At 66.8% G+C, this 24,076-nt stretch carries 23 protein-coding genes and 3 pseudogenes; 13 read left to right on the forward strand and 13 right to left on the reverse strand.

Annotation, left to right across the window (positions count from 1 at the left end; genetic code table 11):
* Positions 1-58: 58 nt before the first annotated feature.
* Positions 59-790: a TetR/AcrR family transcriptional regulator gene (locus ABIB51_RS16280; protein WP_354189826.1), complete on the reverse strand. Its 732-nt coding sequence runs from the start codon at positions 788-790 to the stop codon at positions 59-61.
* A 108-nt stretch (positions 791-898) separates the two neighbouring features.
* Between ABIB51_RS16280 and ABIB51_RS16285 the strand changes: the two genes are divergently transcribed.
* Positions 899-1,588 (forward strand): DUF2306 domain-containing protein, encoded by a 690-nt coding sequence (locus tag ABIB51_RS16285; RefSeq protein ID WP_354189828.1) that lies wholly within the window; start codon positions 899-901, stop codon positions 1,586-1,588.
* Positions 1,589-1,621: 33 nt separating this feature from the next.
* Here the strand turns inward: ABIB51_RS16285 and ABIB51_RS16290 are convergent, their stop codons facing one another.
* The 3 genes from ABIB51_RS16290 to ABIB51_RS16300 form a co-directional block, all read right to left on the reverse strand.
* The gene (locus ABIB51_RS16290; RefSeq protein WP_354189830.1) at positions 1,622-1,996 is read right to left on the reverse strand and encodes a hypothetical protein; all 375 of its coding nucleotides are present in this window, start codon (positions 1,994-1,996) and stop codon (positions 1,622-1,624) included.
* A 69-nt stretch (positions 1,997-2,065) separates the two neighbouring features.
* Positions 2,066-2,974 (reverse strand): MBL fold metallo-hydrolase, encoded by a 909-nt coding sequence (locus ABIB51_RS16295; protein WP_354189832.1) that lies wholly within the window; start codon positions 2,972-2,974, stop codon positions 2,066-2,068.
* 12 nt (positions 2,975-2,986) lie between these two features.
* The gene (locus ABIB51_RS16300) at positions 2,987-3,397 is read right to left on the reverse strand and encodes a winged helix-turn-helix transcriptional regulator (protein WP_354189834.1); all 411 of its coding nucleotides are present in this window, start codon (positions 3,395-3,397) and stop codon (positions 2,987-2,989) included.
* 101 nt (positions 3,398-3,498) lie between these two features.
* On the opposite strand from ABIB51_RS16300, the gene ABIB51_RS16305 reads away from it, so the two are divergent.
* Positions 3,499-4,380 (forward strand): SDR family oxidoreductase, encoded by an 882-nt coding sequence (locus ABIB51_RS16305; protein ID WP_354189836.1) that lies wholly within the window; start codon positions 3,499-3,501, stop codon positions 4,378-4,380.
* Positions 4,381-4,458: 78 nt separating this feature from the next.
* On the opposite strand, the gene ABIB51_RS16310 is transcribed toward ABIB51_RS16305, so the two are convergent.
* The 4 genes from ABIB51_RS16310 to ABIB51_RS16325 all read right to left on the reverse strand — a co-directional run bounded on the left by ABIB51_RS16310 (position 4,459) and on the right by ABIB51_RS16325 (position 7,057).
* The gene (locus ABIB51_RS16310; RefSeq protein ID WP_354189838.1) at positions 4,459-5,010 is read right to left on the reverse strand and encodes a heme-degrading domain-containing protein; all 552 of its coding nucleotides are present in this window, start codon (positions 5,008-5,010) and stop codon (positions 4,459-4,461) included.
* A gap of 135 nt (positions 5,011-5,145) precedes the next feature.
* Positions 5,146-5,547, reverse strand: a complete 402-nt coding sequence (locus ABIB51_RS16315) for a (R)-mandelonitrile lyase (protein WP_354189840.1) — start codon at positions 5,545-5,547, stop codon at positions 5,146-5,148.
* Between the two features lie 42 nt (positions 5,548-5,589).
* Positions 5,590-6,633 (reverse strand): NAD(P)-dependent alcohol dehydrogenase, encoded by a 1,044-nt coding sequence (locus tag ABIB51_RS16320; protein WP_354189842.1) that lies wholly within the window; start codon positions 6,631-6,633, stop codon positions 5,590-5,592.
* 127 nt (positions 6,634-6,760) lie between these two features.
* Entirely contained in the window at positions 6,761-7,057 is a 297-nt protein-coding gene (locus tag ABIB51_RS16325) for a hypothetical protein (RefSeq protein ID WP_354189844.1), read from the reverse strand.
* Positions 7,058-7,220: 163 nt separating this feature from the next.
* Between ABIB51_RS16325 and ABIB51_RS16330 the strand changes: the two genes are divergently transcribed.
* Complete coding sequence (locus tag ABIB51_RS16330; RefSeq protein WP_354189846.1) at positions 7,221-7,580, forward strand: VOC family protein; 360 nt, start codon at positions 7,221-7,223, stop codon at positions 7,578-7,580.
* A 128-nt stretch (positions 7,581-7,708) separates the two neighbouring features.
* Here the strand turns inward: ABIB51_RS16330 and ABIB51_RS16335 are convergent, their stop codons facing one another.
* The gene (locus ABIB51_RS16335; protein ID WP_354189848.1) at positions 7,709-8,719 is read right to left on the reverse strand and encodes a LacI family DNA-binding transcriptional regulator; all 1,011 of its coding nucleotides are present in this window, start codon (positions 8,717-8,719) and stop codon (positions 7,709-7,711) included.
* A 255-nt stretch (positions 8,720-8,974) separates the two neighbouring features.
* On the opposite strand from ABIB51_RS16335, the gene ABIB51_RS16340 reads away from it, so the two are divergent.
* From ABIB51_RS16340 to ABIB51_RS16385, 10 genes are all read left to right on the forward strand, one after another.
* On the forward strand, positions 8,975-10,519 hold the full coding sequence (locus ABIB51_RS16340; RefSeq protein WP_354189850.1) for a sugar ABC transporter ATP-binding protein: 1,545 nt from the start codon (positions 8,975-8,977) through the stop codon (positions 10,517-10,519).
* On the forward strand, positions 10,516-11,562 hold the full coding sequence (locus ABIB51_RS16345; RefSeq protein WP_354189852.1) for an ABC transporter permease: 1,047 nt from the start codon (positions 10,516-10,518) through the stop codon (positions 11,560-11,562). The genes ABIB51_RS16340 and ABIB51_RS16345 overlap by 4 nt, the downstream gene beginning before the upstream one ends.
* Positions 11,555-12,634 (forward strand): ABC transporter permease, encoded by a 1,080-nt coding sequence (locus ABIB51_RS16350; RefSeq protein WP_354189854.1) that lies wholly within the window; start codon positions 11,555-11,557, stop codon positions 12,632-12,634. The genes ABIB51_RS16345 and ABIB51_RS16350 overlap by 8 nt, the downstream gene beginning before the upstream one ends.
* 71 nt (positions 12,635-12,705) lie before the next feature.
* Positions 12,706-13,767: a rhamnose ABC transporter substrate-binding protein gene (gene rhaS, locus ABIB51_RS16355; protein WP_354189856.1), complete on the forward strand. Its 1,062-nt coding sequence runs from the start codon at positions 12,706-12,708 to the stop codon at positions 13,765-13,767.
* Between the two features lie 110 nt (positions 13,768-13,877).
* The gene (locus tag ABIB51_RS16360) at positions 13,878-15,326 is read left to right on the forward strand and encodes an L-fucose/L-arabinose isomerase family protein (RefSeq protein ID WP_354189858.1); all 1,449 of its coding nucleotides are present in this window, start codon (positions 13,878-13,880) and stop codon (positions 15,324-15,326) included.
* Positions 15,323-15,700 (forward strand): L-rhamnose mutarotase, encoded by a 378-nt coding sequence (locus tag ABIB51_RS16365; RefSeq protein ID WP_354189860.1) that lies wholly within the window; start codon positions 15,323-15,325, stop codon positions 15,698-15,700. The genes ABIB51_RS16360 and ABIB51_RS16365 overlap by 4 nt, the downstream gene beginning before the upstream one ends.
* A 1-nt stretch (position 15,701) precedes the next feature.
* Positions 15,702-16,868, forward strand: a complete 1,167-nt coding sequence (rhaI, locus tag ABIB51_RS16370; RefSeq protein WP_354189862.1) for an L-rhamnose isomerase — start codon at positions 15,702-15,704, stop codon at positions 16,866-16,868.
* A 4-nt stretch (positions 16,869-16,872) separates the two neighbouring features.
* On the forward strand, positions 16,873-18,909 hold the full coding sequence (locus ABIB51_RS16375) for a bifunctional aldolase/short-chain dehydrogenase (RefSeq protein ID WP_354189864.1): 2,037 nt from the start codon (positions 16,873-16,875) through the stop codon (positions 18,907-18,909).
* Positions 18,906-20,390 (forward strand): rhamnulokinase, encoded by a 1,485-nt coding sequence (locus tag ABIB51_RS16380; protein WP_354189866.1) that lies wholly within the window; start codon positions 18,906-18,908, stop codon positions 20,388-20,390. Before ABIB51_RS16375 ends, ABIB51_RS16380 begins: the two co-directional genes overlap by 4 nt.
* 99 nt (positions 20,391-20,489) lie before the next feature.
* A complete protein-coding gene (locus ABIB51_RS16385) occupies positions 20,490-20,882 on the forward strand; it encodes a nuclear transport factor 2 family protein (RefSeq protein ID WP_354189868.1) in 393 nt (130 codons plus the stop codon).
* Positions 20,883-20,889: 7 nt separating this feature from the next.
* Here ABIB51_RS16385 and ABIB51_RS16390 read toward each other — a convergent pair.
* The 4 genes and pseudogenes from ABIB51_RS16390 to ABIB51_RS16405 all read right to left on the reverse strand — a co-directional run.
* Positions 20,890-22,247 (reverse strand): annotated as a pseudogene (locus tag ABIB51_RS16390) (MFS transporter).
* Positions 22,248-22,391: 144 nt separating this feature from the next.
* Positions 22,392-23,093, reverse strand: a complete 702-nt coding sequence (locus ABIB51_RS16395) for a FadR/GntR family transcriptional regulator (RefSeq protein WP_354189870.1) — start codon at positions 23,091-23,093, stop codon at positions 22,392-22,394.
* Positions 23,094-23,103: 10 nt separating this feature from the next.
* Positions 23,104-23,364, reverse strand: a pseudogene (locus tag ABIB51_RS16400) (enolase C-terminal domain-like protein); the annotation flags it as partial.
* 143 nt (positions 23,365-23,507) lie between these two features.
* A pseudogene (locus ABIB51_RS16405) lies at positions 23,508-24,064 on the reverse strand (nicotinate phosphoribosyltransferase); the annotation flags it as partial.
* Positions 24,065-24,076: the final 12 nt, after the last annotated feature.

Below are 24,076 nucleotides of genomic sequence, written 5' to 3' on the forward strand. Positions count from 1 at the left end.
TCCGAAGTGGGCCATCCGGCAAGAGGTCCGGCGCTCGGCCCGGCACGGTGGGAACCCGCTAGCGGCGCCCGATCATCGCTTGCTTTGAGGTCCAGCCCCGCCCTTGCAGCCGCTCAAAACCGTCCAGCAGGAGATCGAGGGCAAACTCGAACTCGAACTGGTCATCGCAGCCGTGCCCGACGACCGAACCGTCGTCGTGGCTCATGGATGTCGCGATCGCCACGATGTTCGGGTACCGCGCGGCCATCTGCTGGAGCATGGCAGCGCGGGCGTCGGCCGGTATTTCCGACGGTGGCTGTGCTTGAGGGTCGGCCGCGTCCTGGAACAACTCCTGGGTGAAGCCCCACATGCGTCCGCCAATCGCATGCATGACGTGGTGGGTGAGATCGGCAGAGAAGCCGCCCGCCAGGAACATCCCGGTGAAGGAGTCCATGTAATCAAGGACGGCCGGTGTCTTGTTGGTCCGGGATTCGACAGCTTGCCTGGCCCACGGGTGGCGCTGCAGCGCCCGACGCGCCGAGAGCACCCGCAGCCGCACCGCAACCTTCCAGTTGGCATCCCGGACGGGGGGATCGATCCCGCCGATGATGACACCCACCATGCCGTCGAGCAGCCCTTCCTTGTTCGCGACGTGCTTATAGAGCGCCATCGGCACCACGCCCAGTTCCTCAGCGAGCCTGCGCATGCTGAGCGACTCGAATCCGACTTCATCCGCGAGCGCGACGGCGGCCTGCAGCACACGCTCCCGGTTCAACGGAGTCCGTCGCGCCGTATCCAGCTGCTGAGTCATCCCGACAACCTTTCCGTAACAGTCCTCCCTTGACAAGTGTACTGCGTACACCTACGGTAGGCCGCATTAGGTGTACGCCGTATACCTGCTAGATTCGAGGATCCCGCCATGACCGCAGCAGCCACCCGAGTCCGCATTCCCGCCCGGCGCCCGAGGCCGCAGTGGCCCGTGCCCGCCGCCTTGATCCTCCTGAGTCTCATCCCGGTTATTTTCGGGGCCCTGCGGCTGGCGGAACTGACGGGCTCTGCCGTCGTCACGCCGCAGAACGCGCGGTTCTTCGCCTCGCCGATCCCCGTTGTAACCCACATCGTCTCGGTCACGATCTACAGCATGCTCGGGGCGTTCCAGTTCGTTCCCTCCCTGCGCGGCCGGCGCGGCTGGCATCGCATTGCGGGGAGCATCCTCATCCCCGCAGGACTGCTCGCCGGCCTATCCGGCCTGTGGATGTCGTTGTTCTACCCGCTCCCGGCCGGCGACGGAGACCTTCTCCTGGTCCTGCGGCTGATCTTCGGTACGGCCATGGTGCTGAGCATCGTCCTGGGGCTCGTGTCGATCAGGCGCCGGGATTATGTCCGGCACAGCGCGTGGATGACACGCGGCTATGCGATCGGCGTCGCCGCGGGTACCCAGGCCCTGGTGGGCATCCCGTGGCTGCTTCTGGTCGGCCCCACCGACGAGCTGACCCGGGCCGTCCTTCTGGGGGCGGCATGGGTTAGCAACCTCGCCGTCGCCGAATACGCCATCTACCGGCGCTCCGGGCGCTCCCGTCCGTCCGTACGGTCAACCGGTCGCCCCTGATCGCTTCTTCCGGTGGTCCGAAGCCTGCTCCGGCTAGTTGATTTCGGCCAGCGGCCGGCCCGGTCCGGGACCCTCGGCGGACCCCGCCTGGACCGCCCCGATGAGGCGGATCATATTCGCATGCAGCTCTTCTGCCTCGGACCGGGTGAGCGAGAGCAACTTCATCATGGCATGGGGGTCCAGGCCATCGGAACCGGCATCTTCAATGGCGAACCGGGCCTGGTTTCGCTGACCGACCGGTGTCTTGTGTTCCTCACAAAATGCGCTCCGCGGCGCGCCCTCTTCAGGTGCCCGCTGGAGTCCGTCGGAAGCCTGACGCTTGGCACGAAGACCACCGGTGAGACCTTGACGGCGGATCTGGCAGGCACCACTGCCATCATCAGCAACCTGGGTCATGGCGAAGGCCACGCCATTGCTCGGACGTTCCGGGAAGCGCGGGAGAATCTCCGCCCGCCGCAGAGCGTGGCCCGCAGGTGACTAGCTGGGCCGGTGCCTGCTGCTGACCCGCGACAGAAGGAGCCGGGCGAAGTGGACCGCGGCTTCCCGCCGGCACGGCCCGTTCCAGATGATGAAGTTGTCAAAGCGGTGGGCCCCGGGCCGGTTCGTGACTCCGGCCGCCGCGTCCCTGATGCCCTGCAGGTCCCGGACCGTCAGCGGCAGCGGAGCCTCGGCACGATGCGACGTCGAGCCGAGCGGAAAATCCCTGCGCGGCGTGGTCGACATTTCGATGTGTGCCCCGAGGACAGCTTTGACCTGGTGCGACGCGGCGAAATCGCAGAGTGTCCGGAGGGAGGCTTCAAACGCCGTGAAGTCACTGACGTAGAGCCGGCCCGGGTAGACCGTGTCTCCGGTGAAGAGCGTGCCGGTCACCGCATCGTAGACCGTGACTGCCGAGGGGTGGTGGCCAGGCGACGGGATCACCTCCAGGACACGGCCGCCGAGGTCGACCTCCGCAACTCCGTCCGGCCAGCCGGCAAGCGCAAAAAAGCCGGCGACGTCCCCGGCAGTGTGGCCGACTATCCGGGTGAGCGGCCGGCCCGCGAACTGGCCGTCTCCGGCCACATGGTCACCGTGGGCGTGCGAGTGGGCGACGATGAGCGCGTAGGCCTCATGGGGATGGCGCTGAAGCCACTCGTCGATGAGCGCGTCGACTGTTGCGCGCAGGGGAAACCTTGCGGCGTCCTCGGTGGCGCCGGTGTCCAGGAGGAAGGCCGTGTGGTCGCCAAACAGCAGGTAGAGAAACGGTGCTTCGAAGTTCACCGCCATGTTCTGCCGGAGGATGACCGTGGTCGGGTCGGCCCAGTGAATCTGGATCGGGGCAGCTGCGCCGCCCGTGCGGGCAGGAGCCCCGGCGTGCCAGGTCACATCAAGATTCAGCTCGGTCACCGCGCCATTGTCTCATCCAGGCGCAACAGCAGAAGCCGCCTCCGCCGGGTGTCCGGTCTGCAGGATTTCGGTGGCGTGCTCGGCTATCCACGTGACCAACGGCAATAGCAGGGCCACAAGTTCCTGGCCGCGGCCGGTGAGGCTGTAGTCGACCCTGGGAGGGATGACCGGCTGGGCATCGCGGCGGATGAAGCCATCGCCTTCGAGCGTCTTGAGGGTCTGGGCGAGCATCTTCTCACTGATGCCCTCGGCCCGGCGGCGAAGCTCGCCCCAGCGGAGCGGGCCGTTCGACAACGCCACCAGGATCAATACGCCCCATTTGCTGGACACGTGATCGAGGACCGTGCGGCTGGGGCAGCCGGCAGGGAAAATTTCGGCTGCCCCGAGGGTCGCCGGTTGTCCGATCGAGGTACTTACTTTCATGCCAGTACCTTACCTGAAAGTGCGTACTCTCTTTGGGGAAGTAATCCGTTTTCGGTGCAGTTGTTATCGGTGTCAGTCATCCCCTTCGTGAAAGGACCACCATGACCCTCGTTATCACCGGCGCCACCGGACAGCTCGGCCGCCTTGTTGTTGAAGCGCTCCTCGAGAGCAATGTTCCCGCGGACCAGATCGTGGCGGCAGGCCGGAACACCGCCAAGCTCGCCGACCTCGCGGACCGCGGCGTCCAGGTCCGGCCGATCGACTTCGACGATCCGGAGTTGCTGCGCAAGGCCTTTGCCGGCGCTGAGAAAGTACTGCTGATTTCCGGCACCGACGTCGGCCAGCGTGTGGAGCAGCACCGGAAAGCGATCGAGGCCGCCAAGGAAGCGGGCGTCGGTCTGATCGCATACACGAGCATTGCCAACGCGGGCCGCGCCGAAATGCAGCTTGCAGCCGAACACCAGGGCACGGAGAAGGCCCTGCAGGATTCGGGTCTGCCGTTCACCCTGCTCCGCAACAGCTGGTACCTGGAAAACTACACCGCGCAGCTCGCCAACTTCCTCGAGCACGGCGCCGTGCTCGGCAGCGCCGGCGGCGGCCGGGTAAGTGCGGCCACCCGCGCCGACTACGCCCAGGCGGCCGCCGCAGTCCTGCTCCTGGAGGACCAAGCCGGAAAGGTCTACGAGCTTGGAGGCGACGAGCCCTTCACTCTCAGCGAGCTCGCGGCCGAAGTGGCTGCGGCCGCCGACCGTTCGGTGCAGTACCAGGACCTGCCGGCAGAGAAGTACACGGAGGTCCTGGTGGGTGCCGGGATGCCGGAGGGCTATGCGGCCATCCTGGCCGACAGCGACCTCGGGATTGCCCGGGGCGAGTTGCTCGTCACCAGCGGGGACCTGAGCACCCTTATCGGACGTCCGTCCACGCCGATGCGCGAAGCCGTGCGGACCGCCATCAGCGCAGTTCCCGGCGCGCTCAACGCCTGACCCGGCGTCGAATCACCCCGGTCACCAGCATGCTGGTGGCCGGGGTGATTTGTGCACGCCCAGGGGCGGACGGGTCTGTCAGAAGGCGCTGCTGGCGAAGGACGTCAATGCCTCGACCACAAGATCGTGGTCCGCTTTCTGCGGCAGCCCGGAAACCGTCACCGTTGCCACCGCCCCGGTTCCCTTCACGTACAGCGGGAAGGCCCCGCCGTGGGCGGCATATCGGGACTGGTCAAACCAGGCGTTGTCCTCGATTCTGCCGCCGCCGAGCCGCCCGCGCAGTCCGACGAGGAGCGACGGCTCTGCGTATTGTTCTGCGGTCCGGCTCTTCCGTTCCACCCAGATCTCGTTGTCGGCTGTTGCTCCGGCCAGGGAAGCGCGGAAGAGAATGTGGGCGTTCCTGCGGATATCGATCGCGATGGGGAGATTCCGTGACGTTCCCAGCTCCACCAGCAGCAGTCCGAGGGCGAGCGCCTCGGTCTGGCTGAAGCTGCCGAACTGCAGGGTCGCCATTTCATGTTCGATGCGGCTGATCAGGGACCGGAGGGATGATTCCGGTTGTGCTGCGGCAGAGTCCGGATCGAACTCTGCTTCCGGTCCGGACGTCGCTCCGGGCGGTTCCTGGATCATGAGTCAAGACTTTCGTGTTGATGGACTGTCCGTCGGGCGGCATGCGCGCGGAACTCCCTGGCAAGATCCTGCCACGAGGTCATGGAAAACGGCAGCGGGGCCCCTCTCAGAGGGCCCCCGCGTTGGTGGGCGGTGCTAGCCGGGGTGGTATTCCTCGTTGCCGACGTGTTCGCCCCACTGGGTTTCCGGGCCCTGGCCTTCGCCAAGGGCTTCCCACATGGCCAGGTGGGTCATGAAGTGCTCCGGGGCCGCGCCGTGCCAGTGCCATTCCCCGGGCGGTGTGTAGACAGTGTCGCCGGGCTTCATCACAACCACGTCGCCGCCCCGGGACTGGACCAGGCCCACGCCCTCGGTGACGTGCAGGGTCTGTCCGGCCGCGTGGGTGTGCCAGGCCGTGCGGGCGCAGGGTGCGAACCGCACGGTGTTGACGCGCAGGCGGGAGGGCTCCGCGCCCCTGGCGATGACGTCGAACCACACGTCGCCGGTGAACATCTCCGCCGGACCCCTGGTGCTCGGCAGTTTTGCCTGGACTTCCATCCTGTCTCCTTCTATGTCGATGATGTCGCCGGGTGCGCGGTCCTAGTTGAGGGTGGAGATCTCGATCACGAAGCGGTACCGCACGTCCGAGGCCAGGACGCGTTCGTAGGCGTCGTTGATCTTGCTGGCCGGGATGACTTCGATTTCGGCGCCGAGGTTGTGTTCGGCGCAGAAGTCGAGCATTTCCTGGGTTTCGCGGATACCGCCGATCGCGGATCCGGCGAAGGACCGGCGCCCCATGATCAGGGCGAACACGTTCACCGCGAGCGGTTCCGCGGGCGCGCCGACGTTTACGAGGGCACCGTCGAGGGTCAGCAGCTGCAGGTAGGAGCTGATGTCGATGGGGGCGCTGACGGTGTTCACGATGAGGTCGAAGCTCCCCGCGAGCGTCTCGAAGGTCCCTTCGTCGCTCGTGGCGTAGTAGTGGTCCGCGCCCAGCCGCAGCCCGTCTTCCTGCTTCTTCAGGGACTGGGACAGGACGGTGACCTCGGCACCCATGGCGTGGGCGAGCTTAACGGCCATGTGACCGAGACCGCCGAGGCCGACGACGGCGACCTTCTTGCCGGGGCCGGCGCCCCAGTGGCGCAGCGGGGAGTACGTGGTGATGCCGGCGCACAGCAAGGGCGCGGCGACGTCGAGCTCGATTCCTTCGGGGACGGTGACGACGAAGTCTTCGGTCACGACGGCGTGGGTGGAGTAGCCGCCCTGGGTTATGGTGCCGTCGCGGTCGACTGCCCCGTAAGTGCCGGTCATTCCGTTGAGGCAGTACTGCTCCTCGCCCCTCAGGCAGTTGACGCATTCGCGGCAGGAGTTGACCATGCAGCCGACGCCGACGCGGTCGCCGATCTTGTGCCTGGTGACTTCCGGGCCGACCTCGGTGACGATTCCGGCGATCTCGTGTCCGGGGACCAGCGGGTAGGTCTGGGGTCCCCAGTCGCCGCGGACGGTGTGGATATCGGAATGGCAGATGCCGGCGAACTTGATCTCGATCAGGACGTCGTGGGCGCCAAGGTCCCGGCGCTCGATGGTGGTCGGGGCGAGGGGGCCGGTCGCCGAGGTGGCGGCGTAAGCGTTAACGGTAGGCATGTTTCTCCAGTGCTGGTGATGGTGCGTTGGGGATGGTGTCTATGGACCCCTACCAAGTAAACAGGGACCCCACGCCGCACGGGAGTCCCTGCTGATGCGGGTACTGGCCGTACCCCCTTCGCCCTCGTCAGAGCATGACCTTGTAGAGGTCGACGACAGTCTCTTCGGGCGGAGAAGCGAAGCCGCCTTCGATGCCCTCCTGCATCCGGGGGAGCAGGATTCCGTCGCGGAATTTCTCCCAGCTCTCCTTCGATTCATGGACCGCCACGATGGTCCAGCCGCCCCCGGACAAGCCTGCGGCGTGGAAGATCTGGCCCTCCGGCAGGACCCCCTCACCGGGATGGACGGCGGCAAGGGAGGCCTCGTACTGCTCTTTGGTGCCTCCCGGGAAGAAGTGCACGATTCCGTACGCCGTGGTTGCCATTTCTGCTCCTACAATTGTGTGCTGGACTCGACAAGGCCAGCCGTAGACTCCACCCTCGGGCGTGTCAAGGGGCCGTGTAGTTGAACCGCATGGGCACCGCGGTGGACTACTCCGCCCCACGGACTTCAGGGACGGCCGCACCCGCCCGGGGTAGCATTCCGGTATGGCTATCGCACGCTTCCCAGGTTTCGTTATCGATTGCCCCGACGCCGGGGCCCTCGCAGCGTTTTACGGCGACCTGCTGGGCTGGAATGCAAAGGTCGACGGCGACTGGGCCGAGATCCGCCCCGGCGACGGCAGCAACTGCATTTCCTTCCAGCAGGTAGACGGCTACCAGAGGCCTGACTGGCCCGGGCAGTCCAAGCCACAGCAGATGCACCTGGACCTCATGGTGGAGGACCTGGAAGTGGGAGAAAAGGAAGCCATCAAACTGGGGGCCATCAAAGCAGAGACTCAGCCCGGCAACACCTTTAGGGTCTTCCTCGACCCGGCCGGTCACCCGTTCTGCCTCTGCGTGGACTAGCTCCTCCGACGGTGAAGCGGCGGGCCGTCTGTCCTGCCCCACTTCCAACGATCGGACGGGCGCGCTGCAGGGCGGCCACTCACGGTTGACGGTGATCGTTGGGCCGTGCGGGGGAGCAGCCCCCGGACTCACTCCCGGGTGGAGGCCCTGACCACCAGCTCCGGCGGGAAGACCACCTGGCTGGGTTCAAACCCGGGCTCCGCGGCGGCCTCCCGCAACAGCAGCTCCAGGGCGGTGGACCCGATCAGGGCGCTCGGCTGCCGGATGGACGAGAGCGGCACGACGGCGGCGGCCGCGAACTCGATGTCGTCGTAGCCGATCAGCGCAATCTCCTCCGGCACACGGATACCGCCCATGAGCATCAGGCCCTGGAGAACTCCGACGGCCAGGAGGTCGTTGGCCGCGAATATCGCATCCGGGCGTTCGGCCGCAGGCCGGCGGCGGATGGCCTCGCCCGCGGCCCGGCCGGAGAGCACCGTCAGCGAGTCTGTTTCGACGACCTCCAGGGTTGCGCCGCTGACCGGTTCCATGGCTTTGAGTGCCCCGGACAGCCGGTCCGCCACCTGGCGGATGCTGGCCGGTCCGCCGACAAACGCGATCCGCCGGCGGCCGACGGAGAGCAGGTGCGCTACGGCCATTTCTCCGCCGGCCAGGTCATCCACCGCGACGGAGGAAAAGCTCAGGTTCTCCGTCTGGCGGTCCACGAGCACAGTGGGGATGCCCCTCCGGCGCAGCTGCTCCAGCCGCGGGATCACGTTCCCCACCGGTGAGAGCAGGACGCCGCGGACGCGCTGCTGTTCGAAGAGATCCAGATAGGCGGACTCCCGGTCCGCGTCCTCGTTGCTGTTGCCCACCAGTACGGTGAAATGCTCCTTTGCGGCGCGGTCCTCGGCACCCCTGGCCAGCTCCGTGAAGAAGGGGTTGGCGGCGTCCAGGACCACCAGGCCGATGCTGTGGCTCATTCCGGCCCGGAGCTGGCGGGCGGCGTCGTTTCGAACGAAGCCGAGCTTGTCAATGGCTGACTGGACCCTGGCCATGACGTCGGCCGAGACCTTTTCCGGCCGGTTCAGGACGTTGGAGACCGTCCCGACCGAGACGCCGGCCAGTGCCGCGACGTCCTTGACGCTGGCTGAAACCATTTTCCTGAGCTCCTGAAGGTGGGCGCCGCCGGCCCGGGAAGGGGGACGGCCGGGGCGGGCGTGCGCAAATGCTTTCCTCAGGATACCGTTCGGAGCCGGTTTTGAACCCTTTCAAATGAAACGAATCAAAACGATCCGGCCGGGCCGATTGGGCGCTGTTGACGAGACCTCCCCGAACCCCTATGATTCAAATCACAGCACGTTATGAAACGATTCATTGCGTTGTTCGCTAAGCCCCAAAGGTGCGGTCAATTTATGCAGCAGACAAACAGTTCCCGGTCCGGTCCCGCGGGGGAATCGTCCGGTCCAGTCCTCTCCCTCGCCCATGCCGCCAAGACCTTCGGCCCCGTGGTCGCCCTGGCCGACGGAACCATCGAAATCCTGGCCGGCGAAGTGCACGCACTGGTCGGGGAGAACGGCGCCGGGAAGTCCACCCTCGTCAAGATCCTCGCCGGCCTGCACCACCCTGACTCCGGGGACTTCCGGGTCAGCGGGGAAAGCGTCCAGTTCCGCAATGTCGGCGAGAGCAAGGCCGCCGGGATCTCCGTGATCTACCAGGAACCCACGCTCTTTCCCGATCTCACCGTCGCCGAGAACATCTTCATCGGCCGCCAGCCCAAGGGCAGGTTCGGACTGATCAGCAAGGCCGCCATGATCCGGGAGGCGCGCAAGCTGTTCGAGCGGCTCGGCGTCCCCATCGACCCGACGCGCATCGCCGAGGGCCTGTCCATCGCGGACCAGCAGATCATCGAAATTGCCAAGGCCATCTCGCTGGACGCGAAGGTCCTCGTCATGGACGAGCCCACCGCCGCCCTCAGCGGCGTGGAAGTGGAGCGGCTGTTTGCCGTAGCCCGCAGCCTGAAGGACAAGGGCACCGGCATCCTCTTCATCTCCCACCGCTTCGACGAGGTCTTCGACCTGTGCGACCGCATCACTGTCATGCGGGACGGCCGGTACATCTCCACTCACCGGGTTTCAGGCGTGACGGTGGAGCAGATCGTCCGCGAGATGGTGGGCCGCGACATCGGTGCGCTGTTCCCCAAATCAGCGGCGGAGATCGGCGATGTGGTCCTGAAGGTGGACGGACTCAGCCGTGCCGGGGTTTTCCGGGACATCAGCTTCGAGGTCCGCGCCGGCGAAATCGTCGCACTGGCTGGCCTCGTCGGCGCCGGCCGCACCGAGGTCGCCCGCGCCGTGTTCGGCATCGATCCCTACGACGCCGGTGACATCAGCTTCGAGGGCCGGAAACTCAAGTCCCGGGATCCGCAGGCCGCGATCACCGCGGGCATGGGCTTTGTTCCGGAGGACCGCCGCAAGCAGGGCCTCGTGATGGACCTGTCCGTGGCCCGGAACGTTACCCTGACCCTGCGCCACAAATTCGCGACGGCGGGCCTGATCAACGGTGCGGCGGAACGCCGGGCGGCACAGGACTGGAGCAAGCGGCTCCAGGTCAAAACCGGCTCGCAGGAGCATGCCGTCTCCACCCTCTCCGGCGGAAACCAGCAAAAAGTGGTGCTCGCCAAGTGGCTCGCCACCGACCCCCGGCTGCTCATCATTGACGAACCCACCCGCGGGATCGACGTCGGAACCAAGAGCGAAGTCCACCGGCTCATTTCCGACCTCGCCGGCCGGGGCATCGCCATTCTGATGATCTCGTCCGAGCTGCCCGAGGTGCTTGGCATGGCGGACCGGGTCCTTGTCATGCGGGAGGGCCGGATCACGGCCGAGCTTGACCGCGCCGATGCCAATCCCGAGTCGGTCATGCACGCAGCAACGTCTTCCGCAGGAGGAACCCCGTGAGCTCAGCTTTGGACCACAAGAAAGCAACGACGACGGCGCCTGCCGCCGGCGCCCGGGTCACCATGGCCTCGGTGCTGCGGCTGCGCGAACTGCCCGTACTGATCGCACTGGCGATACTGGTGCTCGTCACCTACCTGATCAACCCGCTGTTCCTCACGCCCCAGGGTGTGAAGGACCTCCTCCTGAACGCCACCATCATCATGATCCTGGCCGCGGGACAGACGCTGCTGATCATCACCCGGAACATTGACCTCTCCGTCGGTTCGATGCTGGGCCTGGTGGCCTTCGGCACCGGATCGGTCTTCTCGGCGATGCCAGACCTGCCGATCATCGCTGTCTTCGGCCTCGGGATGGCCTTCGGCGCCCTGCTCGGCTCCGTGAACGGCCTGCTGGTAACGGTGGCGAAGGTCCCCGCCCTCGTCATCACCCTCGGCACCCTCTACGTGTTCCGCGGCCTCAACAATGCCTGGGCCGGCGGCAAGCAGTTCTTCGCCGGTGACCGCCCTGACGCATTCGGCGCCCTTTCAGTGGACACCGTGCTCGGATTCCCCATCATCACGCTCCTCGCCATCGTGGTCGTCATCGCCGTCGCGGTCTATATGGCCGGCACCCGGCCGGGCCGGGACCTCTACGCCATCGGGTCGGACCCGGATGCGGCCACCGCCTTCGGGATCAAGGTCTCCAAACGGGTCTTCCTGGCGTTCCTGGCCAACGGGGCGCTGGCCGGACTGGCCGGGGTGCTGTACGCCAGCCGGTTCAACTCCGTCGGCGCCACAACGGGTACCGGCATGGAACTGACGGTAGTTGCCGCCGCCGTCGTCGGTGGTGTCGCCATCTTCGGCGGCAGCGGGTCCGTGGCCGGGGCGGCCCTCGGCGCCGTGCTGCTGACCACCATCACCAGCTCGCTGACCGCACTGCGGGTCGACAAATTCTGGCAACAGGCGATCGTCGGCGTCCTGATCCTCACCGCCATCATCATCGACCGCGTGGCAAGCCTGCGCACTGCCAGGAAACTGCGGATAAGCGAGGCTCGCAATGTCTGAGACCACATCAACCACCGCGGCCCCGGCTCCCGTGGCCGACAGCACCAAACCGCTCGCCAGCGAACCCAAGGGCCGGACCGGCGCCGCGCGGATCCTGACCGGCCGCGACGCCATCACCATCTACGCCCTGGCCGCCTTCCTGATTTACGCAGCCATCGCCATTCCGCGCTTCGCCTCACCGGTCACCACCGGATTCTTGCTCCTGGACGTGATCCCGGTCCTGCTGATCGCGATGCCCATGACGCTGATCATCATCACCGGCGAAATCGACCTGTCCGTCGCCAGCACCGCGGGCCTGACCAGCGCCCTTATGGGTGTCCTCTGGGCCGGCGGCATGGACATCTGGCTGGTACTCGCCATCAGCCTGCTGGCCGGAATCGCAGCCGGCATGTTCAACGGATTCCTGATCGCAGTCCTGGGACTGCCCTCGCTTGCGGTCACGATCGGCACCCTGGCCCTGTTCCGGGGACTGGCCCTCGTAATCATCGGCGACAACTCCGTGGCCAACTTCCCTAAGCCCCTCACAGCGTTCTTCACCTCCAAAATCGGCGGCACCGGCATCCCGACAGTCATGATCGGCGTCGTCCTGGTGATGGTCTTCTTCGGGGTCCTGCTCCACTTCACCCCCTTCGGACGCGGGCTCTTCGCCATGGGGTACAGCAAGGAAGCGGCCGGTTTTGTGGGCATCAACGTGGCCCGCAGCAAGTTCTGGCTCTACGTCGCGTCCGGCGCCGTTTCGGCACTGGCCGGCATCTACTGGACGCTGCGCTACACCAGCGCCCGCAGCGACAACGCCTCCGGACTGGAACTCGCCGTCATCGCCGCTGTACTCCTTGGCGGTGTGTCGATCTTCGGCGGCAAGGGATCCATCCCCGGTGTGATCGCCGGCGTGCTGCTGATCGGGACACTCAACTACGCCCTCCGGCTGGCCCGCGTGTCCGACGTCGTCCTGATCACCGTGACCGGGCTGCTCCTGATCTTCTCCGTCGTGGCTCCGAGCGTCGGCGCGGCCATCAAGCAATGGCGGCACACCCGGCGGGTCCGCCGGAATTTCGCCCCGAAGACACCCTGAAAACCTGCCCACCAGCAACCGTGCCCGCCCGGGACCGGATGTACCTACCCAACGATGAAAAGGGAAGAACAATGATGTTGAACCGCAAGAACACAGGCCGGCCCGGCCGTTTGGCGACGATGGCTGCCGTCACCGCCGTGGCCGCGCTGGCGCTGACCGCCTGCAACAGCGGCTCGGGATCTGCCGGCGGCAGCAGCCCGGCAGCGGGCGGGGAAATGAAAATCACGTTCATCCCCAAGCAGCTGAACAACCCGTACACCGACGTCGTCCTGGGCGGCGGGAAGAAGGGCGCCACCGAAGCAGGCTTCGCCTCCTCCCAGGTCGTCGGACCGCTCGAAGCGTCCGCGTCCAGCCAGGTGTCCTTCATCAACGCCGAGACGCAGGCCGGCACCAACGTCATTGTGATCGCGGCGAACGACCCGGACGCCGTCTGCACGGCCCTGGGCGAAGCCCGGACGGCCGGCGCCAAGATTGTCGCGTTCGACTCGGACGCCAACCCCGACTGCCGCGACGTCTTCATCAGCCAGGTGGTGGCCAAGGACGTGGCCCTGATCCAGACCAAACTGATCTCCGAGCAGATCGGCGGCAGCGGCGAAATCGCCATCCTGTCCGCCACCGCCAATGCCACGAATCAAAACGAGTGGATCAAGTACATGGAGGAGGAGCTCGCCTCCAACCCGGCGTACAAGGACATCAAGCTCGTGGCCAAGGTCTACGGCGACGACAACGACACCAAGTCCTTCCAGGAGGCGCAGGGCCTCATGCAGGCGCACCCGAACCTGAAGGGCATCATTTCCCCCACCACTGTCGGCATCGCGGCCACCGCCCGGTACCTCTCAACGTCCGCGTACAAGGGCAAGGTAGCCCTCACCGGGCTGGGCCTGCCCAATGAAATGCGCCCGTTCGTCAAGGACGGAACCGTCAAGGAATTCGCACTGTGGGATCCCGCCCAGCTCGGCTACGTTGCGGCGTTCGCCGGTAAGGCCCTGCAGGACGGCAAGATGACCGGCGCCGAAGGGGACACCTTCACGGCCGGCGAACTCGGCGAACGCAAAGTCGAGAAGGGCGGACTCGTGATCGTCGGTCCGCCCACCGTCTTCAACACGGAGAATATCGACAAGTACAACTTCTAACCGAACCAGGCAGCCGGGCGGGCCGCTGAAAGTCCGCCCGGCACCTCCACTCCTTCACCCCCCGCTTCAGAGACCAGAGTTCCCTTTTTCATGCCGGAAGGCCACCTCACATGAACCCGAAACAACCGGCCGACCGGCTGCTGCAGACGCACCGGCGCCGCCCTACCCGCATCGGACTGGTCTCCGGCGGCCTGGGCGCCTACTGGCCCCAATTTCCTGAACTGCTGCCGCAACTGCAGGAGTCCGTCCGGTACGTCACCTCCCGGTTCCAGGAACTCGACGCCGACGTCGTCGACACCGGCTTCATCTCCGACGCCCAGGAAGCGGCCGCGGCCGGCGAAAAGCTGCGCGTGGCGGACTGCGACCTGATCGTCATTTTCCTGACGACGTACCTGACATCGTCCATGGTGCTGCCCATCGCCCAGCGTGCCAAGACCCCGGTCCTGGTGATCGACCTGCAGCCGACCGAGGCCATGGACCACGCCAACTTCGACACCGGCAAGTGGCTGGCCTACTGCGGCCAGTGCCCCGTGCCGGAGGTCGCCAACGTCTTCCGCCGCGCCGGAATCGACTTCCGCTCCGTGTCCGGGCACCTCAAGCAGGAATCCGCTTGGGAACGGATCACCCGGTGGGTCCACGCCGCCGGCGTCCGGGCCCGGCTGCGGAACGCCCGCCACGGGCTCATGGGCCACCTGTACCCCGGCATGCTGGATGTCGCCACCGACCTGACCACGGTCTCGACCACCTTCGGCTCCCATGTGGAGGTGCTGGAATTCGATGACCTGCGCGAACGCGTGAACGCGGTGACCGGGTCCGAGGTGGCCGAACGGCTGGACCTGGCCCGCCAACTCTTTGTGCTGGACGACTCCGTGAACGACGACGACTTCGCCTGGGGCGCCAAGGTCTCCGTCGGGCTGGACCGCCTGGTGGCGGACTTCGATCTCGATTCCGTGGCGTACTACCACCGCGGGCTCGCCGGGGAACTGCACGAACGGCTCGGAGCAGGGATGATCCTGGGCTCCTCCATCCTCACGGCCCGGGGGATCCCGATGGCCGGCGAGTTCGAACTGCGGACCTCCATTGCCATGCTGGCCGCCCAGGCCATCGGCGCCGGCGGGTCGTTCACCGAGATCCAGGCCCTGAACTTCTTCGACAACGTTGTCGAAATGGGCCACGACGGCCCGGCGCACCTGGCCGTCTCGGCACAGGAACCCCTGCTGCGCGGACTTGGAGTCTTCCACGGCAAACGCGGCTGGGGCGTCTCGGTGGAGTTCGATGTCCGGCAGGGACCGGTCACCACGTTCGGCCTCGGCCAGGACCCGGACGGCAGCTACGTCTTCGTCACCTCCGAGGGCACTGTGGTGCCCGGACCGCTCCTGGCGATCGGCAACACCACCTCCCGCGTGGACTTCGGCGGAGACCCGGGCGTCTGGGTGGACGAATGGAGCCAGACGGGCATCGGCCACCACTGGGCCCTGTGCGTCGGCCACCGCGCTGCCGACATCAAAGCGGCAGCATCCCTGCTGGGCATCGAACACCGGCATGTGGTGCTGTCATGAGCACCCGGCGCGTTTGCTTCCAGCTCCAGGTGAAACCCGGACTTATCCCCGAGTACACCCGACGGCACGCCGCCGTCTGGCCCGAGATGCTCCAGGCGTTGAAGTCCTCCGGCTGGTCCAACTACTCACTCTTCGTCCGCACTGACGGCCTGCTGATCGGTTACTTCGAAACCGACAACCTGCCGGAAGCCCAGGCGCGGATGGCAGCCACGGACGTCAACGCCCGCTGGCAGAACGAAATGTCCGGCTTCTTCGAAGACCTCGACGGCGCCCCGGACACGGGCTTCCTCCAACTGACTGAAGTATTCAACCTCGAGGACCAGTTGGCCTCCGCTGCGGCCGTCCTCACCCAGACCAACTCCAAAGGAGACTGACGTGTCCATCCCGACCGACGTTTTGACCACGCTCGAACATCAGAGCATTGAACTGCCTTCCTGGGCGTTCGGCAATTCCGGCACCCGCTTCAAGGTGTTCGCCACCCCTGGCACCCCGCGCACCATCGAGGAAAAGCTCGCCGACGCCGCCAAGGTCAACGAGCTGACCGGCCTGGCCCCGTCCGTGGCCCTGCACATCCCGTGGGACAAGGCCGATGACTACCAGGCGCTGGCGGACTATGCGGCCGGGCTGGGCGTGAAACTCGGAACCATCAACAGCAATACCTTCCAGGACGATGACTACAAGTTCGGCAGCCTCACGCACAGCGACCCCGCTGTGCGCCAAAAGGCCGTGGACCACATGTACGAGTGCCTGGAAGTCATGAACATGACCGGTTCCCGGGACCTGAAGATATGGCTGGCCGACGGCACCAACTACCCGGGTCAGGGCAACATGCGGGCCCGCCAGGACTGGCTGGCGGAGTCTCTGCGCAAGGTCTACGACCGGCTCGGCGACGATCAGCGCCTGGTGCTCGAATACAAGTTCTTCGAACCGGCTTTTTACCACACGGACGTCCCGGACTGGGGCACGTCCTACGTGCACTGTGCGGCCCTGGGCGAGAAAGCCAAGGTCTGCCTGGACACCGGACACCACGCGCCGGGCACCAACATCGAGTTCATCGTGGCGCAGCTCCTGCGCCTCGGGAAGCTCGGCTCGTTCGACTTCAACTCCCGGTTCTACGCGGACGATGACCTGATCGTCGGCGCCGCGGACCCGTTCCAGCTGTTCCGCATCATGACCGAAGTGGTTCGCGGAGGCGGCCTGGAGCCGGTCGCCGGCGTGGCGTTCATGCTGGACCAGTGCCACAACATCGAGGGGAAGATCCCGGGCCAGATCCGCTCGGTCCTCAACGTCCAGGAAATGACGGCACGGGCACTGCTCGTGGATACCGCGGCACTGGACGCCGCGCAGAACGCCGGCGACGTTTTGGCAGCGAACGCGGTGCTGATGGACGCGTTCTACACCGATATCCGCCCCGGACTGGCGGAATGGCGGGAATCCCGCGGCCTGCCCGCGGATCCCATGGCTGCCTTCGCGGCCAGCGGATACCAGGAGAAAATCAATGCCGACCGCCAGGGCGGCCACCAGGCCGGATGGGGAGCCTAAGACCATGACTAACCCAACAGTTGAACAGCTTGTAGCCCGCTCCAACCGCCTCGGCGCGGACAAGCGGAACACCAACTACGCCGGCGGAAACACCTCCGCCAAGGGCACGGAGAAGGACCCGGTTACGGGCGAGGACGTCGAACTGCTGTGGGTCAAGGGCTCCGGCGGGGACCTCGGCACGCTGGCCGAATCCGGGCTCGCGGTCCTCCGGCTCGACCGGCTGCAGGCGCTGAAGAACGTCTACCCCGGCGTCGGGCGTGAGGACGAGATGGTGGCCGCCTTCGATTACTGCCTGCACGGGAAGGGCGGCGCCGCCCCCTCGATCGACACCGCCATGCACGGGCTGGTCGACGCCGCGCACGTGGACCACCTGCACCCGGACTCCGGCATCGCGATCGCCACGGCCGCCGACGGCGAGGCCCTCACCAAGGAGATCTTCGGCGAGAAAGTGGCGTGGGTGCCGTGGCGGCGCCCGGGCTTCCAGCTGGGCCTGGACATCGCCGCGATCAAGGACGCCAATCCGCAGGCCATCGGCACCATCCTGGGCGGGCACGGCATCACCGCCTGGGGTGCGACCAGCGAAGTGGCCGAGGCCAACTCTCTCTGGATCATCGAGGAAGCCGAGCAGTACATCGCCGCGAACGGCCGACCGGAGCCCTTCGGCCCGAAGCTGCCCGGCTACGCCGCCCTCCCGGAAATCGAGCGGCGGGCGAAAGCCGCCGCCCTCGCCCCGGTGATCCGCGGCCTGGCCTCCACGGACAAACCGCAGCTGGGGCACTTCAGCGACGACCCCGCCGTCCTGGAGTTCCTCGAAGCCGCCGAGCACCCGCGCCTCGGTGCGCTGGGCACCTCCTGCCCGGACCATTTCCTGCGCACCAAGGTCAAGCCCCTGGTCCTGGACCTGCCCGCGGACGCCACGGTCGAGGACGTGACCGCCCGGCTGAAGGAACTGCACGCCGCCTACCGGGCGGACTATCAGGGGTACTACGACCGGCACGCGGCCCCGGACAGCCCGGCGCTGCGCGGCGCGGACCCCGCGATCGTGCTGGTCCCGGGGGTGGGCATGTTCTCCTACGGGGCGAACAAGCAGACCGCCCGGGTGGCGGGGGAGTTCTACCTCAACGCCATCAACGTCATGCGCGGCGCGGAGGCCATCTCCACCTACGCCCCGATCGAGGAATCCGAGAAGTTCCGGATCGAATACTGGGCCCTGGAGGAAGCCAAACTCGCCCGGCTGCCCCAACCGAAGTCACACGCCACCCGCATTGCCCTGGTGACCGGGGCGGCGTCGGGCATCGGCAAGGCCATCGCCACCCGGCTCGCCGCCGACGGCGCGTGCGTGGTCATCGCGGACCTGAACCTCGAGAACGCGCAGGCGGTCGCGGCTGAACTCGGCGGGCCGGACACCGCCATCGGCGTCCAGGCCGACGTCACCGACGAAGCCCAGGTCACCGCAGCGATAGACGCCGCCGTCCTGGCCTTCGGCGGCCTGGACCTGGTGGTCAACAACGCCGGTCTCTCCATCTCCAAGCCGCTGCTCGAAACCACGGAAAAGGACTGGGACCTCCAGCACAACGTCATGGCCAAAGGCTCCTTCCTGGTCTCCAAGGCCGCGGCGAAGGTCATGATCGCCCAGGACATGGGCGGGGACATCGTCTACATCTCCTCCAAGAACTCCGTCTTCGCCGGCCCCAACAACATCGCCTACTCCGCCACCAAGGCCGACCAGGCCCACCAGGTCCGGCTCCTCGCGGCAGAGCTCGGCGAGTACGGGATCCGGGTCAACGGCATCAACCCCGACGGCGTGGTCCGCGGCTCCGGGATCTTCGCCGGCGGCTGGGGCGCCAAACGCGCCGCCGTGTACGGCGTGGACGAGCAGGAACTTGGCAAGTACTACGCCCAGCGCACCCTCCTCAAGCGCGAGGTCCTGCCGGAAAACGTCGCCAACGCCGCCGCGGTGCTCACCAGCGCCGAACTCTCCCACACCACCGGCCTGCACATCCCCGTCGACGCCGGCGTCGCGGCCGCGTTCCTGCGATGACCACCGTGCCAACAGCCGATGCCGACGGCGGCGTCTTCGCCGCCGTTGACATCGGTGCGTCCTCCGGCCGGGTGATCCTGGGCAGGATCACGGATGCCGCCGGGGACCCTGGCGTCTCGCTGGAGGTTGTGCACCGGTTTCCGAACGGTGTGGCGGAGTCCGGCGGTGGCCTCCGCTGGGATTTCGACGCCCTGTTCGCCGAGGTTCTCACCGGACTCGCGGCCGCCGCGAAGGCGGCCGCGGGCCGGGGCGGGCAGATCGAGAGCATCGGGATCGACACCTGGGCCGTGGACTACGGTCTCATCGACGCCGCCGGGGAGCTGGCCGGCCAGCCGTACAGTTACCGGGACGACCGCAGCCGGGCCGCGGTTCCGCGCGTCCACACGCTCCTGGATCCGGCCCGGTTGTACGCCACGACGGGACTGCAGTTCCTGCAGTTCAACACCATCTACCAGCTCGCCAGCGAGCGAAACCTGAACGGTCTCCAGGCACTCCTGATTCCGGACCTGATCGCGTTTCTGCTCACCGGCGTCCGCCGCACGGAGGCCACCAACGCCTCCACCACCGGACTCTTCGACGCAGCAGCGGGGGAGTGGGCCACGGAGTTCCTGACGGCCCTGAACCTTTCCCAAAACCTCTTCCCGCCGCTGATCCAGCCCGGCGAAACCATCGGCACCCTGCTACCGGCCGTTGCGGACCGGACCGGGCTGCCGGCCGCGACGAAGGTGGTCGCAGTCGGCTCGCACGACACAGCCTCCGCCGTCGTCGCCGTCCCGGCAGACCAGGAGAACTTCGCCTACATCTCCTCCGGGACCTGGTCCCTTGTCGGCGTCGAACTGAACCAGCCCGTCCTTACCGAAGCCAGCCGGCAGGCCAACTTCACCAACGAACGCGGCGTCGACGGCACCATCCGCTACCTCCGCAACGCGGGCGGGCTCTGGCTCCTCAGCGAATGCCAGCGGACCTGGGCCGGGCAGGGGTGGACGGTCCCGTTGGCCGAGCTGCTCGACGCAGCTGAGGCCCTGCCGGGCGGCGGACCGCGGATCAACGCCGATGACCCCTCGTTCACGGCACCCGGGAACATGCCCGAGCGGATCCGTGCCGCCGTGCGGAACACGGGTGAACTCCTCCCTGACGTACCCGCTGCAGTGGTCAGGTGCATCCTAGACAGCCTCGCGGCCGGGTACGCCCGCACCATCGCCGACGCGGAGGGGCTCGCGGACCGGCCTATCGACGTCGTCCATATTGTGGGCGGCGGCTCGCAGAACCGGCTCCTGTGCCAGCTCACGGCCGACGCTACGGGCCGGCGCATCGTCGCCGGTCCGGTGGAAGCCACGGCACTGGGCAACGTACTGGTCCAGGCCCGCGCAGCCGGCGCTGTCACCGGAACCCTGGCGCAGCTGCGCCGGAACCTGGCGGCGGGCCAGGCAACCCGCAGCTACGTGCCCGGCGCGCGTGTTCCGGGGCAGCCGGCGGGCTGAAAGGGCAAGTAGCCGCGGCCCATCGACAAGCCCATGGGCCAGGAATAGCCTTGATTCGTTCGAGACTGACCGGACAACGATGACGGAGAAGTGGCCACAATGGGAACTGCAGAAAATGCTGAACTGGTCCGGCGCGGATACGAGGCGTTCAGCTCAGGTGATATGGCGACCCTCAGCGAATTATTCGCCCAGGAGGCGGTCTGGCACGTCGCGGGAAACGGCGTGCTTTCGGGCCGGAAAGAGGGGCGGGACGCGATTCTGGCCTACTTCGGTGAGCTCGGGACGCGCTCGGAAGGCAACCTGAAGGTGACCGTGCAGGACATTGTCGCCGGCGAAATCCATACCGTGGCTCTGCAGCACAACGCGGCGGATAGCAACGGCCGGACCCTGGACATTGACGGCGCGATCGCCTTCCAGGTCCGTGAGGGAAAGATCATCGAAGGCCGCGAGTTCTTTGCCGACACGGCCCAAGGAGACGCGTTCTGGGCCTAGCCCGGCGCTACTTTGACGCGAGGAGTGCCGCAGCGGCAGGCTCAGCGGGCTCGTCGGCGGGACCTTCCGTTTCACGTCCGGCGCGGCGTTCCTTGAGGAAATAGACCAGTCCGGCGGCGATGGTGGACGCCGTGGCGAGGGCGAAGAGACCCGGGGTGACGCTTCCCGTGTGCTCCTTGATCAGGCCGAAGCCGGAGGGCGCCACGAAGCCGCCCAGGTTTCCCAGCGAGTTGATGATGGCGATGGCCGGTGCCAGGATCAGCGGGTGCAGGCCCGACTGGGGGATTGACCAGAACAACGGGGAGGCGCTCTTGAAGCCCATGGCCGCGACGGCCAGGAAGACGAGGGCGAGCACCGGCGAGGCGACGGCGGCCGCGAATGTGCCGGCGGCGGCCACCAGCAGGGCCAGTACCAGGAGGGGGCGCTTCGACTTCGCCTTGTCCTGCCACTTTGCGGCAAAGTACCTGGCGACGACGGCGCAGACCCACGGAATCGCGGACAGGAACCCGACGCTCAGGTCGGTGGTGCCGGGAATCTGCTTGACGATGCTGGGCAGCCAGAAGGTGTTGGCGTAGATGGAAAGCTGCGCGGAGAAGTAGATACCGCAGAGCAGCAGGATCTGCGCGTTCAGGAGCATCTTCCAGCGGTTGATCTTCCCCTGGCCGGCCGTGGCGTGCTGGGCGTCTTCGGCCGCGATCGCCGCGGCCAGTGCGGACTTTTCCCGGCCGGTGAGCCACTTGGCCTCCTGGATCCTGGCGTCGAGCAGGAAGAACACGACGATGCCGACGGCGACGGACAGCAGTCCCTCGAAGCCGAAGAGCCACTGCCAGCCGCGGAGGCCCAGCACATCGTGGAGGCTGAGCAGCATTCCGGCGATCGGCCCGGAGAGTGCGGCGGCGATCGAAGAGCCGGCAATGAAGATCGCGGTGGCCTTGCCCCGCTGGCGGCGGGCACCCAGCGGGCGAAGTAGAAGATGACGGCGGGGAAGAACCCGGCTTCCGCGGCGCCCAGCAGGAACCGCAGAACGTAGAACATCATTTCGTTCTGGACGAACGCCATGAGGAAGGAGACGATGCCCCAGCTGACCATGATGCGGGCAAGCCAGATCTTGGCGCCGTATTTCTCCATCATCATGTTGCTGGGAAGTTCGAAGATTGCGTACGCGATGAAGAAGAGCCCGGCACCAAAACCGTACGCTGCGGCACCGATGCCGACGTCGGCCTCGACGTGCTCATGGGCGTAGCCGATATTAGACCGGTTCAGCTGGTTGCACACGAGCATGACCAGCATGATCGGCAGCACCCGCTTGAAGAACTTCTTGGTAGCGAGAGCTACGTCCGTGACAGCGGCGTCTACAGACTGCATGGGGAGAATCCTTTGAATAGGGAAGGCAGGCCGACTGGCCGCGGGCTGGATGTTGTGGCCCGCGCCATCGCGATTCCCCCACCTTCTTCTTCGGCAGTAATGCGCGTCCAACACGCTTTTAGCAACGCTGAATACCTTAGTGGACTAACTCGCTGCCGCCGGTCCGCGCAGCCGGCGTCGCGAGTTTGCCAGGTGGCTGCGCATGGCGGCCGACGACGACGCCTCGTCACGGTCGGCGATGGCGGCGTAGATGGATGCGTGCTCGGTGGCGACCTGCTCGAAGTGCTCCCGCGCGTTATGCTCTCCGCCGGTCATGAGCCGCGTCCGGGGCATCGCGATCATCGTCTGTCCCAGGGACGCCAGGCAGTCTGAATAGAACGGGTTTCCCGTGGCTGCGGCGACTGCCCGGTGAAACTCGAAGTCGGCCTTCATGGCGTGGGCCGGATGTTCTCCGCTGGCCGTGAAATCGTCCAGCGCCTGCCGTACCGCCTTGAGCTGGCGCTCGGAGCCGTTGCGGGCGGCCAGGGCTGCCGCCTCGGACTCCACGCCGATGCGGAACTCGAGCAGGTGGATCCGGTCTTCCATGCTGGCCACCGGCCTGCTGCCGGGCATCGTCCGGTTTCCCTCCGGGGGAGGGGTCAGCGCAAAGCTGCCGCGTCCCCGCTCGGTTTCCACGAGGCCCTCGGCCTGCAGGTGCGTGAGTGCCGCACGGACCACGGTCCGGCTGACGCCGAACTCGCCGATCAAGGTGTTTTCGCTGGGAAGTTTGTCCCCCGGCTGGATGACGCCGTCGACGATGCGCATAGGAAGATCGGCGGCGAGGTCCGCGGTCAGGTTCCGGCTCATGGGTTCAAGGTTACTGGCCGAATTCGACGGATTCGGTCGTCCACGCCCGCGCCTGCTCGCTGAGGGTGATGCCCAGGCCGGGACGGTCCGGGATCAGCATGCGGCCGTTCTTGGTTTCGAGGCGTTCGTTGAAGAGCGGATCGAGCCAGTCGAAGTGTTCAACCCACCGCTCGCGCGGGTAGGCGGCGGCCAGGTGGAGGTGGATCTCCATCGCGAAGTGCGGGGCGAGGCCCAAGCCGCGTTCGTCCGCCAGGGCGGCGAGGCGAAGGAACTAGGCGCCGCGCCGGAGTGGCAGTGCATTCGACGGCGCGCTTAGCAGCAGCGTCTAAGCAGGAACGCCGGCGGGGCGGACCGGCACCTAAAGGTGCCGGTCCGCTCTCGATTGCGTCCGCCGGAGCGCCGCCGGCGGCTCGGTCACACGTAGACAGTAGGGATTGCGGGTTCGCCCCGCTGGAGCCTGTTCACGACGGCGGCAAGTTCAGCCATCGAATCGGCATACCGGCCCCGGGTCCGCGCCACAGCCTCCGGACTGGTCCAGCCCGGCAGCAGTTCGCCGTCCTTGATGAACTGCCGGAGCAGCGGCCGCCCCCGCGGCTCGGCCGGGAGGCGCCCGATGCCCAGCACCTCATGGGTGGCGACCCCGTCCCGGTCCAGTCTCCGCACCGCATACTTGCGACCGCCCGGGTTGACCTTGTTCAGGGCGGCCTTGGCCACCGGAACGAAGTCGCCGGCGTCGTTGCTCCGGCTCACCAGCTTGTAGACCATGCCGGCGGTGGGGCGCCGGAACCGGTCACGACGGCGGTACCGATCCCGTACGCGTCGGCCGGGGCGGACCGCAGCGCCGCGAGCGAGTACTCATCCAGGTCGGAGGTCACCACGATTTTGGTACGGACTTTGCCCAGCCGGTCCAGGCGCTGACGTACCCACGTCGCCTGCGCCACGAGGCCGCCGGAATCCAGCCGGACCGCTCCTCGGCGAAGCTC

Source organism: Arthrobacter sp. UYCu712, from assembly GCF_040547005.1.
In the GTDB taxonomy this organism is placed as follows: Bacteria; Actinomycetota; Actinomycetes; order Actinomycetales; family Micrococcaceae; genus Arthrobacter.

Coding starts and splice junctions, on each gene's coding strand:
- ABIB51_RS16340 (WP_354189850.1), top strand. CDS start 8,975: ATGCAGCAGACAAACAGTTCCCGGTCCGGTCCCGCGGGGGAATCGTCC.
- ABIB51_RS16330 (WP_354189846.1), top strand. CDS start 7,221: ATGGCTATCGCACGCTTCCCAGGTTTCGTTATCGATTGCCCCGACGCC.
- ABIB51_RS16365 (WP_354189860.1), top strand. CDS start 15,323: ATGAGCACCCGGCGCGTTTGCTTCCAGCTCCAGGTGAAACCCGGACTT.
- ABIB51_RS16385 (WP_354189868.1), top strand. CDS start 20,490: ATGGGAACTGCAGAAAATGCTGAACTGGTCCGGCGCGGATACGAGGCG.
- rhaS (WP_354189856.1), top strand. CDS start 12,706: ATGATGTTGAACCGCAAGAACACAGGCCGGCCCGGCCGTTTGGCGACG.
- ABIB51_RS16375 (WP_354189864.1), top strand. CDS start 16,873: ATGACTAACCCAACAGTTGAACAGCTTGTAGCCCGCTCCAACCGCCTC.
- ABIB51_RS16350 (WP_354189854.1), top strand. CDS start 11,555: ATGTCTGAGACCACATCAACCACCGCGGCCCCGGCTCCCGTGGCCGAC.
- ABIB51_RS16395 (WP_354189870.1), bottom strand. CDS start 23,093: ATGAGCCGGAACCTGACCGCGGACCTCGCCGCCGATCTTCCTATGCGC.
- ABIB51_RS16380 (WP_354189866.1), top strand. CDS start 18,906: ATGACCACCGTGCCAACAGCCGATGCCGACGGCGGCGTCTTCGCCGCC.
- ABIB51_RS16315 (WP_354189840.1), bottom strand. CDS start 5,547: ATGGAAGTCCAGGCAAAACTGCCGAGCACCAGGGGTCCGGCGGAGATG.
- ABIB51_RS16285 (WP_354189828.1), top strand. CDS start 899: ATGACCGCAGCAGCCACCCGAGTCCGCATTCCCGCCCGGCGCCCGAGG.
- ABIB51_RS16280 (WP_354189826.1), bottom strand. CDS start 790: ATGACTCAGCAGCTGGATACGGCGCGACGGACTCCGTTGAACCGGGAG.
- ABIB51_RS16325 (WP_354189844.1), bottom strand. CDS start 7,057: ATGGCAACCACGGCGTACGGAATCGTGCACTTCTTCCCGGGAGGCACC.
- ABIB51_RS16335 (WP_354189848.1), bottom strand. CDS start 8,719: ATGGTTTCAGCCAGCGTCAAGGACGTCGCGGCACTGGCCGGCGTCTCG.
- ABIB51_RS16310 (WP_354189838.1), bottom strand. CDS start 5,010: ATGATCCAGGAACCGCCCGGAGCGACGTCCGGACCGGAAGCAGAGTTC.
- ABIB51_RS16360 (WP_354189858.1), top strand. CDS start 13,878: ATGAACCCGAAACAACCGGCCGACCGGCTGCTGCAGACGCACCGGCGC.
- ABIB51_RS16320 (WP_354189842.1), bottom strand. CDS start 6,633: ATGCCTACCGTTAACGCTTACGCCGCCACCTCGGCGACCGGCCCCCTC.
- ABIB51_RS16305 (WP_354189836.1), top strand. CDS start 3,499: ATGACCCTCGTTATCACCGGCGCCACCGGACAGCTCGGCCGCCTTGTT.
- ABIB51_RS16300 (WP_354189834.1), bottom strand. CDS start 3,397: ATGAAAGTAAGTACCTCGATCGGACAACCGGCGACCCTCGGGGCAGCC.